This is a genomic window from Hymenobacter sp. UYAg731, from assembly GCF_054061335.1.
The window spans coordinates 341,595-357,379 of record NZ_JBSSEC010000001.1 but is presented as its reverse complement, the minus strand read 5'-3'; the positions used below and the strand labels follow the sequence as shown (position 1 = coordinate 357,379).

The 15,785-nt window shown below is 60.2% G+C and carries 17 protein-coding genes; 10 read left to right on the top strand and 7 right to left on the bottom strand.

The genetic code is table 11. From position 1 onward, the window contains the following. Window positions 1-8: 8 nt before the first annotated feature. The gene (locus ACVWYF_RS01480) at window positions 9-1,178 is read right to left on the bottom strand and encodes a glycosyltransferase (RefSeq protein ID WP_457063890.1); all 1,170 of its coding nucleotides are present in this window, start codon (window positions 1,176-1,178) and stop codon (window positions 9-11) included. Window positions 1,179-1,262: 84 nt separating this feature from the next. Here ACVWYF_RS01480 and ACVWYF_RS01475 point away from each other — a divergent pair, with 84 nt between their 5' ends. Together ACVWYF_RS01475 and ACVWYF_RS01470 are read left to right on the top strand one after the other, a co-directional pair. Next, window positions 1,263-2,087, top strand: a complete 825-nt coding sequence (locus ACVWYF_RS01475; protein WP_457063888.1) for a 2,3,4,5-tetrahydropyridine-2,6-dicarboxylate N-succinyltransferase — start codon at window positions 1,263-1,265, stop codon at window positions 2,085-2,087. 14 nt (window positions 2,088-2,101) lie between these two features. After that, a complete protein-coding gene (locus ACVWYF_RS01470; RefSeq protein WP_457063887.1) occupies window positions 2,102-2,641 on the top strand; it encodes a hypothetical protein in 540 nt (179 codons plus the stop codon). A gap of 35 nt (window positions 2,642-2,676) precedes the next feature. Here ACVWYF_RS01470 and msrA read toward each other — a convergent pair whose 3' ends face one another. Continuing rightward, on the bottom strand, window positions 2,677-3,213 hold the full coding sequence (msrA, locus tag ACVWYF_RS01465) for a peptide-methionine (S)-S-oxide reductase MsrA (protein ID WP_457063885.1): 537 nt from the start codon (window positions 3,211-3,213) through the stop codon (window positions 2,677-2,679). A 190-nt stretch (window positions 3,214-3,403) separates the two neighbouring features. Between msrA and ACVWYF_RS01460 the strand changes: the two genes are divergently transcribed. Both ACVWYF_RS01460 and ACVWYF_RS01455 read left to right on the top strand, forming a co-directional pair. Continuing rightward, a complete protein-coding gene (locus tag ACVWYF_RS01460; protein WP_457063883.1) occupies window positions 3,404-4,267 on the top strand; it encodes a helix-turn-helix transcriptional regulator in 864 nt (287 codons plus the stop codon). A gap of 126 nt (window positions 4,268-4,393) precedes the next feature. After that, window positions 4,394-6,208, top strand: coding sequence for an alpha/beta fold hydrolase (locus ACVWYF_RS01455; protein WP_457063881.1), 1,815 nt, complete (start codon window positions 4,394-4,396; stop codon window positions 6,206-6,208). 293 nt (window positions 6,209-6,501) lie between these two features. On the opposite strand, the gene ACVWYF_RS01450 is transcribed toward ACVWYF_RS01455, so the two are convergent. Next, the gene (locus ACVWYF_RS01450; RefSeq protein WP_457063879.1) at window positions 6,502-7,389 is read right to left on the bottom strand and encodes a 3-hydroxybutyryl-CoA dehydrogenase; all 888 of its coding nucleotides are present in this window, start codon (window positions 7,387-7,389) and stop codon (window positions 6,502-6,504) included. A 216-nt stretch (window positions 7,390-7,605) separates the two neighbouring features. Here ACVWYF_RS01450 and ACVWYF_RS01445 point away from each other — a divergent pair, with 216 nt between their 5' ends. Then, window positions 7,606-7,764, top strand: a complete 159-nt coding sequence (locus tag ACVWYF_RS01445) for a lmo0937 family membrane protein (RefSeq protein ID WP_168672812.1) — start codon at window positions 7,606-7,608, stop codon at window positions 7,762-7,764. An 81-nt stretch (window positions 7,765-7,845) separates the two neighbouring features. On the opposite strand, the gene ACVWYF_RS01440 is transcribed toward ACVWYF_RS01445, so the two are convergent. Continuing rightward, window positions 7,846-8,658: a hypothetical protein gene (locus tag ACVWYF_RS01440; protein ID WP_457063877.1), complete on the bottom strand. Its 813-nt coding sequence runs from the start codon at window positions 8,656-8,658 to the stop codon at window positions 7,846-7,848. Between the two features lie 101 nt (window positions 8,659-8,759). Next, window positions 8,760-10,382, bottom strand: a complete 1,623-nt coding sequence (locus ACVWYF_RS01435; RefSeq protein ID WP_457063875.1) for an ABC-F family ATP-binding cassette domain-containing protein — start codon at window positions 10,380-10,382, stop codon at window positions 8,760-8,762. Window positions 10,383-10,668: 286 nt separating this feature from the next. On the opposite strand from ACVWYF_RS01435, the gene ACVWYF_RS01430 reads away from it, so the two are divergent. Next, on the top strand, window positions 10,669-11,139 hold the full coding sequence (locus ACVWYF_RS01430) for a DUF4199 domain-containing protein (protein ID WP_457063874.1): 471 nt from the start codon (window positions 10,669-10,671) through the stop codon (window positions 11,137-11,139). 133 nt (window positions 11,140-11,272) lie between these two features. Beyond that, window positions 11,273-11,731, top strand: coding sequence for a hypothetical protein (locus ACVWYF_RS01425; protein ID WP_457063872.1), 459 nt, complete (start codon window positions 11,273-11,275; stop codon window positions 11,729-11,731). Between the two features lie 49 nt (window positions 11,732-11,780). Here the strand turns inward: ACVWYF_RS01425 and ACVWYF_RS01420 are convergent, their stop codons facing one another. Next, entirely contained in the window at window positions 11,781-12,194 is a 414-nt protein-coding gene (locus ACVWYF_RS01420; RefSeq protein ID WP_457063870.1) for a hypothetical protein, read from the bottom strand. A gap of 127 nt (window positions 12,195-12,321) precedes the next feature. On the opposite strand from ACVWYF_RS01420, the gene ACVWYF_RS01415 reads away from it, so the two are divergent. Then, complete coding sequence (locus tag ACVWYF_RS01415) at window positions 12,322-13,116, top strand: murein L,D-transpeptidase catalytic domain family protein (protein ID WP_457063869.1); 795 nt, start codon at window positions 12,322-12,324, stop codon at window positions 13,114-13,116. Window positions 13,117-13,224: 108 nt separating this feature from the next. Further along, window positions 13,225-14,037: a M48 family metalloprotease gene (locus ACVWYF_RS01410; RefSeq protein WP_457063867.1), complete on the top strand. Its 813-nt coding sequence runs from the start codon at window positions 13,225-13,227 to the stop codon at window positions 14,035-14,037. A 192-nt stretch (window positions 14,038-14,229) separates the two neighbouring features. On the opposite strand, the gene ACVWYF_RS01405 is transcribed toward ACVWYF_RS01410, so the two are convergent. Continuing rightward, window positions 14,230-14,865 carry an LON peptidase substrate-binding domain-containing protein gene (locus ACVWYF_RS01405; protein ID WP_457063865.1) on the bottom strand — a complete coding sequence of 212 codons (636 nt, stop codon included), beginning with the start codon at window positions 14,863-14,865 and terminating at the stop codon, window positions 14,230-14,232. Window positions 14,866-15,019: 154 nt separating this feature from the next. Between ACVWYF_RS01405 and mtgA the strand changes: the two genes are divergently transcribed. Then, on the top strand, window positions 15,020-15,781 hold the full coding sequence (mtgA, locus tag ACVWYF_RS01400; protein WP_457063864.1) for a monofunctional biosynthetic peptidoglycan transglycosylase: 762 nt from the start codon (window positions 15,020-15,022) through the stop codon (window positions 15,779-15,781). Window positions 15,782-15,785 lie beyond the last annotated feature (4 nt).

Sequence of the window (15,785 nt, the reverse complement as noted above, 5' to 3'; positions counted from 1 at the left end):
GTGGCAGGTTAAATCACAGAATCCAGCAAATGCCACAATTTTTTGCCTTCCCCGGCCCAGAGCGCGTCGGTGGGAATGCCGTTGGGGTAAAACGAGTGACTCTGCAGCCGGGCCACCAGCGCCGGCCCGTCAATGGACTGCCCGAAGTCGACTGAAAGGCCCGCTTCGTGCATACTGAGCAATTCCTGCCACAGCGGGTTGGGTGCGGTGAGGACCGGCAACCCGTGCGCCAGGTACTCAAACAGCTTGGTGGGCCGGCAGCGTTCCGTACTTGGATGCGCCCGGTAGGCCAGCAGCCCCAGGTGACTGCGGCCAATTTCGGCTACGATGCGGGCGTGGGGTACCAGCTCATCGCCGCCAATGAGCGCGAGCCAGTCGGAATTTCCAGCTGCCTGCTCCCGTAGCTGCCCCAGCAGTTCGGGCAGTTGGCAGAAGCCGACGATGGTGAGCCGCACCCCGCCAGGCCAAGCGGCGCGTAGCTCACGGGCCAGGGCCACGGCCTCCCACACGCCGTTGAGTTCGGAAATGGTGCCGGAGTACAGCAGGCGCAGCGGCGCGGCGAGCGGCGGTAGCGCCAGAGGCTGCGGGCGCAGGATTTCGCCCGGCTGGGGCTGGTACTTGTTTTCGAGCACCACCACGCGGGCCGGCGGCAGCTGGCTCAGGAATGGTAATTCGGCGGCATAGCTGGTTTCGGCCAGGATAATGCCTGCTGCCCGCCGCGCCGCCCGCGCCTCCACCCAGCGCAGCCCGGCCGCCAGCCCGCGCCGCGTGAAGCCCTGGTACACGCGCTGTGTGCTCACGTTGAGGGCATAGTTTTCGCGGATGTCGTACAGGAACTTGCGGCCCCGGCCCAGCGCCTGCCAGAGCAGCGTGAGCGGGAGCAGTTCCGGGGCATGCACGATTACCAAGTCAGGCTTTAGCCGGCGTAGGAGCTGCCCGTAGCGCCATTGCGCCGCCAGCCGGCCCAGGCTGAGGCGACTACCATTGAAAATAGGATGGAGGCGGATGTTTGCGTGACCAGTGGCGGCGCCAGCCGGGCCGCGGCCGGCTATATGCACCCGCGTCCCGGCCCGGCCCGCGAGGGTTTCGGCAAACTTGCCCCGCATGCGGGTATCGTCCACGGGCTTCAGCACCGAGGCCAGCAGGATGACGAATTGAGACGAACCGGAGCCAAACACGCCCCAAAGATGGTAGTTTTGCTGATTCCAAGCCGTGCGGGCTTTTTCCGGCGGTTTTTCAAACCTAACCCTTCGCCTCCCCAAATGGCTGACCTGCAAACCCAAATCGAAGCCGCCTGGGCTGACCGCGCCCTGCTGCAAACCCCCGAAACCAAAGCCGCCATCGAGCACGTCATCGAGGAGCTCGACAAAGGCCGCCTGCGCGTGGCCACCCCGCCCGCCGAAGACGGCGGCGAGTGGACCATCAACGAATGGGTAAAAAAGGCCGTGATTCTCTACTTTCCCATCCGCCAGATGAGCACGCAGGAAGTCGGCCCCTTCGAATTTCACGACAAAATGCGCCTCAAAACCGACTACGCCGGCCAGCAGGTGCGCGTGGTGCCGCCCGCCGTGGCCCGCTACGGCGCATTCCTGGCCCCCGGCGTCATCCTCATGCCCAGCTACACCAACATCGGGGCCTACGTGGGCGAGGGCACGATGGTGGACACCTGGGCCACCGTGGGCAGCTGCGCCCAGGTGGGCAAGGGCGTACACCTGAGCGGCGGCGTGGGCCTCGGCGGCGTACTGGAGCCCGTGCAGGCCGCCCCCGTCATCATCGAAGACGGCGCGTTCATTGGCTCACGCTGTATTCTGGTGGAAGGCTGCCGTATTGGCAAGGAAGCCGTGATTGGCGCGGGCGTCACCATCACCGGCAGCACCAAAATCATCGACGTAACCGGCCCCGAGCCCAAGGAGTACCGCGGCTACGTGCCGCCGCGTTCGGTGGTCATTCCCGGTTCTATTCCGAAGCAATTCCCCGCCGGCGAGTATCAGGTGCCTTGCGCCCTCATCATCGGCCAGCGCAAGCCTAGCACGGATTTGAAAACGTCGCTGAATGATGCATTGCGGGATTTCGGGGTGTCGGTATAAGTAGCGTTAGAGCCATGAGCTTATATTATTTCGATGACGAAGAAGAAGGAGTAGCTCGCGAAACGAGCCATCCTTTTTTCGTTGAGCATGCAACGGCCGATTTCTATTACGACGGTGGAGATGATTTTTCTCCTTTTGGCAACGATACTGGGCACGACTTACTGCGTGATTTAGAAGAGTGGTATCAGGAGCGAGGAGCAAACGCTAAAGCTGCTACTTGGCTCCGGGAATTGATAAGGGCTTGGGGTTTTGATGTAGCTTATTTAAACTACACTACACTGGCTGAATTAGAATCAGTAGATTTAAAAGAGCAATACTTAAATGACGTATTGGACCAAGCAGTGATAGCCACTATTCTTGGCCAATATAAAATTGCTGGTAAAGCGGATAAGGGAATGCAGCCGATGGTTGCAAATGCTTTTATGAGACAACGTTATATGACTAAATTAGCCAATAAACGTGACGACCCTTGGAAAGAAGCCGAGTTGTATCTCTCACGTTTAGCAATCATGGAAGCCGACCTAGCCGCAATGGCCAATAAAAAAGCCCGCTAATCAGCGGGCTTTTTTATTAAATCAAAGCAAGCGAATTACATGCCCGCTTTCAACTTCTCGCCAAATAGCGCCTTCACCTTATCCACCTTGGGGCGGGCCACAAACTGGCAGTAGGGCTCGTGGCCGTGCAGGTTGAAGTAGTTCTGGTGGTAGTCCTCGGCGGGATAGAAGGTGGGGGCGGCCACGATTTCCGTCACCACCGGGTTGGGAAAAGCGTGGTTGTCGTTGAGTTTCTGCTTGTACTCCTCGGCCAGCTGTTTTTGCTCCTCGTTGTGGTAGTAGATGCCCGAGCGGTACTGGGTGCCCGTGTCGTTGCCCTGGCGGTTGAGGGTGGTCGGGTCGTGGGTTTTCCAGAAGATTTCGAGCAGTTCCTTATAGCTGATAACGGCCGGGTCGAAGGTGATGTCGATAACCTCGTTGTGGCCCGTGAGGCCGCTGCACACTTCCTTATAAGTCGGGTTGGCGATACGGCCCCCGGCGTAGCCGGACACCACTTTCTCTACGCCCTTCAGGTTCTGAAATACGGCCTCGACGCACCAGAAGCAGCCGGCGCCAAATGTTGCTTTTTGCATGGGTAGGAAATTGATTCGTTGGTTGCGATAACAACGCGGTAGACGTAGCAGAGGTTATTTCCTTACATGATTATGTGCCGCAGGGTGCGGGGCTGGCCTCCGCCCCGCACCTTACTCCGTGACGCGTATAAATGCTACAGCACCAACCTTTCGCCGCCTTCACCGGTTGCCCCCGAATACCTTGCGCCCGATGAGCTACACCTACCACTCCGAAACCTACGGCCAGCCGGCGCTGGAAACCAGCGCCGGGCAGGCGTGGCCGGGGCTGCGGGTCGAACGATTTCAGCTGGAGGCCATGGCGCTGCCGGCGCACTTCCACGCGCAGCACCTGCTCATCGTGCATCAGGGAAGTGAGCCGGTGGGCTCCAGCCGCCAGAACGGCAACGGGCGGGAGGAAGGCCGGTTTCAGTCCGGCGATGCGGGCCTGTACCCCGGCGGCGAATACGGCCCGATTGCCTGGGACGGCCCGGTCGATGTTATCCACGTTCACATCGAAGCGCAGCAGCTGGAAAACCGCGCCCGCCAGGGACTCGACCTCACGCATTTCGCCGTGCGCGAGCGGTTTCGCTTCGAGGACGGACTGCTGACCCAGCTCAGCCGGCAGCTGGTGGCCGCCGCCGGGGCCCGGCACGCGCTCGGGCTGCTCTACGTCGAGTCGCTGGCCAGCACGCTCAGCTACCACCTCATCGAGCACCACGCCACCTACGAGCGGCGCATTGCCGGTGCTGGTTCCCGGTTGCCGGCGGCGGTGCTGGCCCGCATCGATGCCTACCTGGAAGCTTCCACCGAGCAGGCCGTGACGCTGGAAATACTGGCGGGCCTGGCCAACCTGAGCGTGTTTCACTTCGCCCGGCGCTTCAAGCACACCACCGGCCAGTCGCCCTACCAATACGTGCTGGGCTGGAAAATCCGTCGGGCGCAGCTGCTGCTACGGGCCGGCCACCTGCCCGTGGCCAGCATCAGCGATGCGCTGGGGTTTGCCTCGCCCGCGCATTTTTCGGCGGCGTTCAAACGGGCCGTGGGGCAAAGTCCCCGGGAGTTTCAACGGGTGTAGGCAATCGGGGCGAACAGCAAGAATCTGTAAGAAGTGCGCAATAATCAGCCCGGGAGCGGGAAGACGGAAGGGGACCTTTGCATCCTTCAATGGCCGCAATAATGCGGCCCTCATTCCCCTTCCAATATGAACACCCCCATTCTAGTAGCCGGTGGTACCGGCAATCTCGGCGGCCGCATCATCGCGGCGCTGCTCAAGCGTGGTGCCGCTGTCCGGGCCGTGGTTCGGGCCGAAACCGACCCGGCCAAAGTAGAAGCGCTGGCCCAGTCAGGAGTTGATGTGCGGCGCGTGGATATGACCGACGTGGCCGCCCTCATTCAAGCGTGCGAAGGCGTGAGCTGCGTGGTTTCGGCCCTGGCCGGCCTGCACGACGTTATCGTGGACGGGCAAGCGGTGCTGCTGGCGGCGGCCGTGGCGGCGGGCGTGCCCCGCTTCATCCCGTCGGATTTTTGCAGTGACTACACCCAGCAGGCGGCCGGCGAAAACCGCAACTTCGACCTGCGCCGCGAATTCCAGCAGCTGCTCGACCAAGCCCCCATTCAGGCCACTTCGGTGCTCAACGGAGCCTTTGCCGAACTGCTGACCTACAACATTCCCCTGCTCGATTTCAAGCAGCACCAGGTTGGGTACTGGGAAGATGCCGACTGGCACATCGACTTCACGACCATGGACGACACGGCCGCCTTCACCGCCGCCGCCGCCCTGGACCCGGCCGCGCCCCGCTACCTGCGCATCGCCAGCTTCCAGCATAGCCCCACCGAGCTGGCCGCCGCCGCCGAAGCCGCCGGCAAAGGCCCGTTCAGCCTCGTTAGGTTGGGCTCGCGCGCCGATTTGGCCACCGCCATCCAGCACGCCCGCGCCGCCAACCCCGCCGGCGAGCAGCAGCTCTACGCCGACTGGCAGCAGATGCAGTACATGCTGAGCATGTTCAGCGTGCAGAACACCCCGCTCGATAACCAGCGCTACCCGGACCTAACGTGGACCAGCGTGCCGGAACTGCTCACCGGCCAGAAAGCGGACCTCGGCAACTCGGTGCCGCTGGATATTTATTCCGACGAGGAGCTCATCAAGCACTTTCCCGGCTTCCGCAACCAGTACGCTACCGTGAATGGCGTGCGGCTGCACTACGTGGAGGGCGGCAGCGGCCAGCCGCTCATTTGCCTGCCCGGCTGGCCCCAGACCTGGTTTTCCTACCACCCCATTGCCGCGCAGCTGGCACGCGATTACCGGGTCATCATCGTCGATATTCGGGGCATGGGCAGCTCGGATAAGCCGGAATCGGGCTACGACAAGAAGACGATGGCACAGGATATTTATGCCCTTATGCAGCACCTGGGCCTGCCCAAAGCCGCGCTGCTGGGGCACGACATCGGCGGCATGGTGGCCGCCAGCTTCGCCCTCAACTACCCCGAGGCCACCGAGAAGCTCATCCTCGCCGATGGTGCGCACCCCAGCGAGGGTATGCGCTACATGTCGATGCTACCCGCCCCCGGCACCTTTACCGGCAAGATGGACGGCCACCAGCCCTACGTGTGGTGGATGGCCTTCAACCAGGTGAAGGGCCTGCCCGAGAAGCTCCTCGAAGGCCGCTTTCAGCACCTGCTCGACTACCTGTTTGCCTACGTAATGCTGGACGACAGCAAAATGCCCGCCTTTGACCGGGCCGTATACGCCGCCGCTTACAATTCCGCCGACAGCATTCGGGCCGCCAACGCCTGGTACCAGGCCTTCGACCAGGACATGGCCGATGCCAACACCTACCCGCCGCTCACCATGCCCGTACTCGGCATTGGCAGCAACGTATCCTTTGAAAATATGAAGATGGGCCTGCCCGCGATGGCCCCCAACAGCCAGGTCGTCGGCATCCTGGACAGCGGGCACTACCTGTTCGAGGAGAAGCCCGAGCAGGTGCTGGCGGCGGTGCTGGGTTTTATGAAATAAGTCCAGCCGCTAATTACCTCCGACCTGGCCCAGCCCGTGTGCAACGGGCGTGCAAGGCCCTTGCCGCCTTTCGGAAGCCCGCTGCACGCCCGTGTAGCGGGCTTCCTGATGGGGAGAAGCCAACTGCACGCTCGTGCAAGGCGTTTCGGATAAACCGGAAGCCCTCTGCACGCTCGTGCAACTCACTTCGGGCAAGCCTGAAGCCATTCGCACGGGCGTGCGGGGTACTTCCGGTAAAGCAAGAAGCCGTCCGCACGGGCGTGCGAACGGCTTCTTGCTTTACCGGAGGCTATTTACTTCCGGAACCGCTCCGCCACCACCAGCTCCTTTGAGCCGGCCGTGTGCTGGTAGAAGCCCTCGCCCGACTTCACGCCCAGGCGGCCGGCCATCACCATGTTCACCAGCAGGGGGCAGGGGGCGTATTTGGGGTTGCCCAGGCCCTCGTGCAGCACCCGCAGAATGGCCAGGCACACATCGAGGCCAATAAAATCGGCCAGCTGGAGCGGCCCCATCGGGTGGGCCATGCCCAGCTTCATCACCGTGTCAATCTCCTCTACGCCAGCTACGCCCTCAAAGAGCGTGATGATGGCTTCGTTAATCATCGGCATCAGAATGCGGTTGGCCACGAAGCCGGGGTAGTCGTTCACCTCGGTGGGCGTTTTGCCCAGCTGGCGCGACAGGTCCATCACCTGCGTCGTCACGGCGTCGGAGGTGGCATAGCCGCGAATCACCTCCACCAGCTTCATCACCGGCACGGGGTTCATGAAGTGCATGCCAATCACCTGCTGCGGGCGCTTGGTGACGGCCGCGATTTTGGTGATGGAAATCGACGACGTGTTCGAGGCCAGAATAGCCTCGGCGGGCGCGTACTGGTCCAGGTCGCGGAAAATCTGGAGCTTGAGGTCCACGTTTTCAGTGGCGGCTTCCACCACCAAGCCCACGCCGGCCACGCCTTCGGCAATAGAAGTAAAGGTCTTCAAACGGCCCAGGGTGGCCGTTTTGTCGTCCTCGCTCAGGGTGGCTTTGGCTACCTGGCGGTCCAGGTTTTTGGTGATGGTGCCCAGGGCGCGGTCCAGAGCCGGCTGGTTGATGTCGATAAGGGAAACGGAAAAACCGTGCTGCGCAAATACGTGGGCAATGCCATTGCCCATGGTGCCGGAGCCAATAACGGCGACGTTCATAAGTATCGGAAAAAGAGTGGGTGGGATGAGAATGGCCGTCGCATTGCCGGCCGCTACAAAGCTACGGCACCATTAGTAACCCGTCTTTTTGTTTGCGCGCAGCGAAATATTTTTTCATTTAATATATCCTTTTAATAAACACCCCGTACAATGCCCCAGAGACACATCTCTAACATTTTTCACCTCCCCTTCATTCTTCTTTAACACCTCACAGCCATGGGTAACCTCCTGTATATCATCGCCGTCATTTTGGTCATCATCTGGGCAGTAAGCTTCTTCGGCGGCTTCTTCACCGGCGGCATCATTCACGTTCTGCTGGTTATTGCCATCATCGCCATCCTGCTGCGCGTCATTAGCGGCCGAAGCGCTGTCTAGCGCAATCCGAAAGGGTTAACTTAAAAACGCAAAAAAGCCGCCCCAGCAATGGAGCGGCTTTTTTGTGTGCAAGGGGCGCGGCTATTTGCCGATGTTGAACAACAGGCTGAAGCGCAGGTTAAAACCGGGGTAAAGCGAATAGATGGAGTTGTCGAAATTGTAGAGGGCAACCACATCCAGGGCGGCATTCTCGCCCAGGTAAGAACGGTAGCCAACGCCCCCCAACGGCGTTGTGACCGTTTTGCTCTGCTTGAACAGGTAGTTGCTGGGGCCTTCAAAGATGAGCTGCGCGTTGGTCACCTCGTACTCGGCATGGATAAAAAACTCCTTGTACACGATGTACTGGGCAAAGGCTTTGAAACCCAGGCTGCTGGTCGATACGCTGCTGGCCCCGTTGCTCGTCAGGGTGCCATCCGGCGTGTACGGGTAGCCCTGGTTGCCCGCAATGGAGTAGCTGCTGTAGGCGTAGGAAATGCCCGGGCCAACGGCAAACTTGTCGGTGATGCGGTACCCGATGGCCGGTGCCAGGCTCACGTTGAACCGGTTGAGGTAATCGTAGGAAGAATAGCCCAGGCCAAAGTTGGTGTACAGGAACTTCTTCGTCGGCGGCTTGTCTTCCGCGCCACCGGCCTTGGTGGCCTTCCGGTTAGGGAAATCCAGGCCTGAAGGCGCGTCGGGCGTTGTTTGCACGGGGGCGTTATAGGTCGGCTCGGGGGTAGGCGCGGGCTCCGGGGCAGTAGCGGGCACCGGCGTGGGCTGCACGGGCCGGGGCTGGGCCGGCTGCGGCGCAGGCGGGGCCGTGTTCAGCACGGGCTTGTCCTGGGCCTGCGCCCGGAAAGTGGGCAGCCCAGCCGCCGCAACCAACAGCAGTACCGGAAGCAAATGACGTTTCATTCGGAGAAGTAAAAAAGGAGGTAAGTGGAGTGACGGCGCACAGCCGGGTAACGAAAGCGGCCGGAAAATTATTCATTTTCCGGCCGCGATTCATCGATTGCTTAAGCCATTTGGTACATTTTCTGGCGCTGGGCTTTCAGCGTTTCATCGGCCAGATACTCTTCGTAATTCATGCGCCGGTCGATGATGCCATCCGGCGTGAGCTCGATGATGCGGTTGGCCACGGTTTCGATGAACTGCAGGTCGTGCGAAGCGAAGATAAGCGAGCCGGAGAATTCCTTCAAGCCGTTGTTCAGGGCTTGGATGCTTTCCAGGTCTAGGTGGTTCGTCGGGTCGTCCAGCACCAGCACGTTGCCGCTTTCCAGCATCATTTTCGAGAGCATGCAGCGCACTTTCTCGCCGCCGCTCAGCACGTTGGGCTTCTTCTGCGATTCCTCGCCCGAAAACAGCATCCGGCCCAGCCAGCCGCGCACAAAGCTCTCGTCCTTCTCCACCGAATACTGCCGCAACCAGTCCACCAGGTTCATGTTATCGGCCTGGAAGAAGGAGCTGTTTTCCTTGGGGAAATAGCTCGGCGTGATGGTCGTGCCCCACTTATACTCGCCCTTGTCGGGCGTGGCCTCGCCAAAAATAATGTCGAACAGAAGGGACGCCGCCCGGTCGTCGCGGCCCACGATGGCCACTTTGTCGCCCTTGTCCAACGTAAACGATACTTTCTTGAGTACCGACTGGCCGTCCACGGTCTTAGCCACGCCATTCACCTCCAGCAACTGGTTGCCGGCTTCGCGCTCGGGCTTGAAGGCGATGTATGGGTAGCGGCGCGACGAGGGCTTGATTTCCTCCAGCGTCAGCTTTTGCAACAGTTTCTGGCGGCTGGTGGCCTGTTTCGATTTCGAAGCGTTGGCCGAAAAGCGGCGCACAAACTCTTCGAGCTCCTTGCGCTTGTCCTCGGTTTTCTTGTTCACGTCCTGGCGCTGGCGCAGGGCCAGCTGGCTGCTCTCGTACCAGAAGTTGTAGTTGCCGGGGTACATCGTGATTTTCGAGAAGTCCAAATCGGCCATGTAGTTACACACGGCATCGAGGAAGTGGCGGTCGTGGCTCACCACAATCACCGTGTTCTGGAACGAGTCGAGGAAATTCTCCAGCCAGAGCACACTCTCAGCGTCCAGGTTGTTGGTTGGTTCGTCGAGCAGCAGCACGTCGGGGTTGCCGAAAAGGGCCTGGGCCAGTAGCACGCGCACCTTTTCGCTGGCCCCGAGGTCCGACATCAGCGAGTAGTGCTTGTCCTCCGTGATGCCTAGTCCGCTCAATAGCTCGGCCGCTTCGTAGTCAGCGTTCCAGCCCTCCAGGTCGGCAAACTCACCTTCCAGAATGGCGGCGCGCTCGCCGTCGGCGTCCGTAAAGTCGGCCTTGGCGTAGAGCGCGTCCTTCTCGCTCATCACCGCATACAGGCGCTGGTGGCCCTGAATCACGGTTTGCAGCACGGGCTGGTCATCGTAGGCGAACTGGTTCTGCTTGAGCACGGCCAGGCGCTGGCCGGCCGGCATCTCCACCGAGCCGGTGTTCGGCTCCAACTCGCCCGACAGGATTTTCAGGAACGTGGACTTGCCCGCCCCGTTTGCCCCGATGAGGCCATAGCAGTTGCCCGGCAAAAATTTAACGGTAACGTCTTCAAACAGGATGCGCTTGCCGTAGCGCAGGCTCACATTGGTGGTCGAAATCATTCAGTCAGAAAATAGTAGCTCACAAAAGCCGCGCATTTGGCGCGCGGCGGCCCGGCAAAATTACGCAACAGGACCCCCGTTGGAATCGTCGCGAAAAAAGTAGTTGCCAAGCCTGACGAAAATAACTAACTAGCAAGGCAATTAGTGCCCGGAGCCGCCCATAACGGCGCTCCCAAACCCGGACCAACCCAGCGGATACAACCCTCCGCTACGGGGGCAAGTATAGATAGCCTGACAGTAGCGCGGCCGTTAGGCCTGCCAAATTTCATAATTTACCTCTTAGGGCATGGCAGACAACAAATTGACTTCCGAAAGCAATGGCGTCCGCATGGGCGTATTTACGGCTGCCGTGCTGGCTGTCTACACCGGCGTGGCTGCGGCGGCCGGGTTTCTGGGCAAAATTGAAGCCGGTGCGCTCGATATTGTGCTGCTTGCGGCAGGCGTAGTTTTTGCCATTCGCCGCCTCAAGCAGGCCAAGGGGCGGCATATGTCCTATTTCCAGGGCTTTAGCACCGGCATCATCACGGCCCTGACGGCCTCGGCGCTGCTGGGGGCTTTCTTCTGGCTGCTGGGCGGCATTAGCCAGTCGGCTGTGCAGCAAATTCAGGCCCGCGACCTTTTCGGGGCCGACCTGGGCGTGCTCATTGGCGGCTTGGGCATCATTCTATTGGGCACAATGACCGGCGTGGTTACGTCACTCATCGCCATGCAGTATTTTAAATCTTCTGAGCATCAGGCAGTAGTGGGTATAGAATAGCTCGCTGTTACGATGGTTTGACCCGTAAAAAGGCCCTTTCGAGGGCCTTTTTCAGAGCTCAGCAGTATTACATTTTTTAGATTTTATAAGAGAAATTAGACAAAACAGAAACTAAATAATAACTTGCAGGTGTTTGGCGAAAAATCAGCTCGTGGTTGCTGACAAAAAGATGTTTTTTATGTCCAAGTATTCTCTCATTATCGTTTTTGCGCTGGCATCCCTCTCAGCTCGTGCGCAGATGTCGGACCGCCTTTCCGAACACCCCACTGCAAAGAGCGCCATCGCTCGGAAATCATCTGCCGAAGATGCCGCCGTGGCTGAAACCCGGGAGATGACCAGCCGGCTCCATCTCAACGAGGGCCAGTTTTTGAAGCTGTTGCCCCTGAACCGTACCAAACTGGCCGGTATGCACAGCATCAACCAGCAATACAAAGCCGACGAGGCCACCCGCGCCGCCAAGGCCGCCGAGCTGGAAGCGCAGTTTGAACAGGAATGCAGCCGCATCCTGACGCCTTCGCAGCTCAGCCAGCTCCAGCAGCAAAACGGCCAGCCCAATAATGCGCCCGCTAACACTGGAAACGGACTCGGTTAACAAAACCATTGCAAAATAAAAAGGCCCGCCAGTAATCTAGCGGGCCTTTTTATTTTGTGGTCAGTGGGTCCGTCAGCACTTCGGTGACGGTGCCCAGGGGGCCAAAGCGCAGGCTGAGGCAGGGAGCACCCGAACGGGCGTGGCCCGCGTTGCATTGGGAACCGGGCTCCAGGTAGTAGTAGTACACTTTTTCGGTGCCGGCGCGTAGCTCTTCCTCATCCGGCGGGCCGAGCAGGGCGTTTACGTCGTCGGCCCGGGCTTCGTAGAGCTGCTCTTTGGCTTGGGTGAGGGCGGGCACGGCCGCCCGCCGCTGGTTTTTGCAGGCGTAGGGGTCGGCGCGCCAGGTGGCGGCATCGAAGCCGGGCACCTGGGGCAGGGCATGGCCGCAGCCAACTAAAAGGGCACTGCCAAGGGCTGCGCCAGCCAGTTGCTTGAAAAAGGAAGAAAAAAATGCAGCTGACATCAGAAAAAAGCTAGATAAACGTTTGGGGCTGGTAGGGACTTGGCGAAACTAAGCACTATTTTTGGCTTGCCTGTGTATAGGGGCTTGTATTAAAATTGTTAAAATTTCATATAGCTTTAATTATTTGATGGCCAGAAAGTTTTTTTCCACTATCGCGGTATTGAGCCTGCTGGCTGCTGCCAACCCCGTGGCGGCGCAGAGCCAAAAGGCGGCCGTAGGAGCACTGCCGGCACCCGCCCGGCGGGCCTACTACCAGGTGGCCTTTATGCAACAAGCCGTGGCAATGTATGCCAAAATGGGACTGGGAGCATCCGGACTGTCGTTGCCGGTATTTCGGGAAGGGCTGGCGGGCTATTACAACCTGCGCTCGACGGGTAACTATGCCGCCGCCCCGCCGGTGCTCACGCTGATTGACTTTAGCCAATCCAGCCAGCAAAAGCGGCTGTGGGTTATCAACGTAGAAAAATGCAAAGTGCTGTTTCATACGCTGGTGGCCCACGGCAAGGCCAGCGGGGAAGACCAGCCGCTGGCGTTTTCCAATAAGGACGGCTCGGAGATGAGCAGCCTGGGTTTTTATCGCACCGCCCCAACCACTTACGTGGGCAAGCACGGCCTGTCGCTGAAAATTTCGGGGATGGACCCGGGCTTCAATTCCAACGCTGAGAGCCGGGCGGTAGTGATGCATGGGGCCGAGTACGTGTGCGAAGATTTTGTGAAAGCGCACGGCCGCCTGGGGCGTAGCCAGGGCTGCCCGGCCCTGCCGGTGGCCGAGACGGAAGCCATTGTGAAGGCCATTCGGGGCGGGAGCGTGCTGTACCTGCACGGGCCGGCGGGGGCGGGCTACCGCTCGCAGTGGCTGAACGTGGACACGGCGGCCTCGGCATTCGCCAGCCAGCGCGGCGGCGCGGGGCGAATGCAATAATTAAATAACCAGAAGTTAAAGGGTGCGTTTAAAGCGCATCGGGCGCGGCCCGTAGCAGTGAGCTATGGCTGCGCCCGTTTCTTTTTCAACCCTTTTTCTTCCCCTGTCATGCGCTTAAATCTCCGCTTCATCATTGCCATTATCGTGGCGGCGGTATCCCTGTTCGGCTACTTCTTTCATACTTCCACCAACGAGGTGACGGGCGAAACCCAGCACGTCAACATGAGTGCCGACCAGGAAATTGCCCTCGGCGTGCAGGCCGCCCCCGAAATGGAAGCCCAGTACGGGGGCGAAAGCCCCGATGCCCGCGCCACGGCCGCCGTGCAGGCGGTGGGCCAGAAAATCATCAGTAGCACCAAGGCGGGCCAGACGCCCTACAAATTTCAGTTTCACCTGCTGGCCGATGACCAGACAATCAATGCCTTCGCACTGCCCGGCGGGCAGGTATTCATCACCCAGGGCCTGCTCAAAAACCTGACCTCGGAAGGCCAGCTGGCGGGCGTGCTGGCCCACGAAGTAGGCCATGTAGTGGCCCGGCACTCGGCCGAGCAGGTAGCCAAATCGAACCTGACGCAGGGCCTGGCCGGCGCGGCCAGCATTGCCTCGTACGACCCCAATAGCCCCGGCAGCTCGGTGGCGAAAGCGGCCGTGGCCGCCGCCATTGCCAAGGTTATCAGCCTGCGGTTTAGCCGCAACGATGAGCTGGAGGCAGATAAAATCGCCGTGGATTTCACGCCCAAAGCCGGCTACGACCCCCGTTCCATGATAAAAGTGATGGAAATGCTGCAAAGCCAGGGAAGCCGCAGCAGCACGCCCGAATTCATGAGCACGCACCCCGACCCAGGCAACCGCATTGGCGAATTGCAAAAGGAAATCGCGGCAGAATATCCGCAGGGCGTACCAGCGGGATTGAAGCAATAGTCTGAACCGCAGATTTTGACGGATTTGACGGATAAGAACGGATTCGGTTAATACCTGCTGTAACTTGACTGCTGATATGTTAACAACTGAAAAGGCCACTGCTTTCTAAGCAGTGGCCTTTTGCATGTTTATCACACTGGCGTAATGCACCCAAATCCGTTCTTATCCGTCGAATCCGTCAAAATCTGCGGTCTAGAAGTTAGGCGGCGTGAGGTTTTTGAAGTGGCCGTTGAGGCGCACCCGGTCCTTGAGGCGCTCGGTTTCGAGCACGACGGGCAGGATGGTGTCGAGGTGTTCGCGGACCATTTCCTGGCGTTCCTGCTCGCTGGTGGTGGCCAGGAGCTGGTATTCCTGCTCGGTGCTGAAACCGATGTGGTGGGCCACGTCGAAGATGCAGTAGTCGGGGGCCAGCTCTAGCAGGAGCTTGCGCAGGCCGAGGGCTTCGTAGAGCTGGCGCACCTGTTTGGTGATGATTTCGCGCAGGAGCGGGTCGGGTACGTCGTCCTGCACCACGTCTTCGACGAGGCCGCCGGCGTAGAGCTTGCCGGGGGCCTGGCGGTAGAATTTGTTGATGCGAAACACGCCCACGGCTTTGGTGCGGATGTCGAGCTCGCCGCTGGCGTAGGTTTGTTCCACGCTGATGAGGCGCATCTCGGTGCCCAGTTCGCTCAGGGAATTGTCGAGATAGGGCGGGATGCCGAAGGTGGTGTTCTGCTCGATGCACTCACGCACCAGCTGCCGGTAGCGGGGCTCGAAGATGTGCAGGTTCAGTTTTTCGCCCGGAAAAACGACCAGATTTAAGGGGAACAGCGGAATCAGGCGGGCCATGGGCAGCGAAGCGAAAAAGAAGGTAACTACCGACTCAACAACGGGAACGGGTAGTTGGGTTTTGGGGGGCCGGACGAAACCCGTGGTGGGTGAAGCCGGCGGCAAGGTAGGCGCGAAAGCCGAAACCCCACCGGACGCGCTATTTTTGCGCTCCATGCCCTCTGCCAAGCTGATTCCCGACGTTTCCGTATTGCTCAAAAAAACCGGCCGCCTGCTGCTGCAAGTAGCGGCCGCGCTGTTTCTGACCACCATTGCCTGGGTGCTAATTTACCGCTGGGTAGCCCCGCCCGCTACCTGGCTGATGCTGGACCGCCGCGCCCACGCGCCCGTAGGCCTGGGCTATTACGGCATTCAGGAGGAGCCCCGGCACATTCGCTACCGCTTCCGCACCCTCGACGAAGTGGCCCCCAGCGTGCCCCTGGCCTTGGTGGCGGCTGAGGACCAGCGCTTCCTCATCCACCACGGCTTCGACTTGGACGCGCTGACCAACGCCGCCAAGCGCAACTGGAACGGCGACGGCAAGCACATCGTGGGTGGCAGCACCATTTCGCAGCAGGTGGCCAAAAACGTGTTTCTGTGGCAGGGCCGCAGCTACGTGCGCAAGGCTGCCGAGGCGTATTTTACGGTGCTAATTGAGACACTCTGGAGCAAGCGCCGCATCATGGAAATGTACCTCAGCGTGGCCGAAATGGGCGACTGCACCTTTGGGGTGGAGGCGGCCAGCCAGCGCTACTTCGGCAAGCCCGCCAGCCAGGTGAGTCCGGCCGAGGCCGCCCTGCTGGCCGGCGTGCTGCCCAACCCGCTCCGCTTCCGGGCCTCGAACCCCGGTCCGGTGGCGCGGGCCAAGCAGTTGCGGGTGCTGCGCAACATGCGCCGGCTGGGCGGCACCCGCTACGTGGCCGACATGCTGAAGTAGGCGG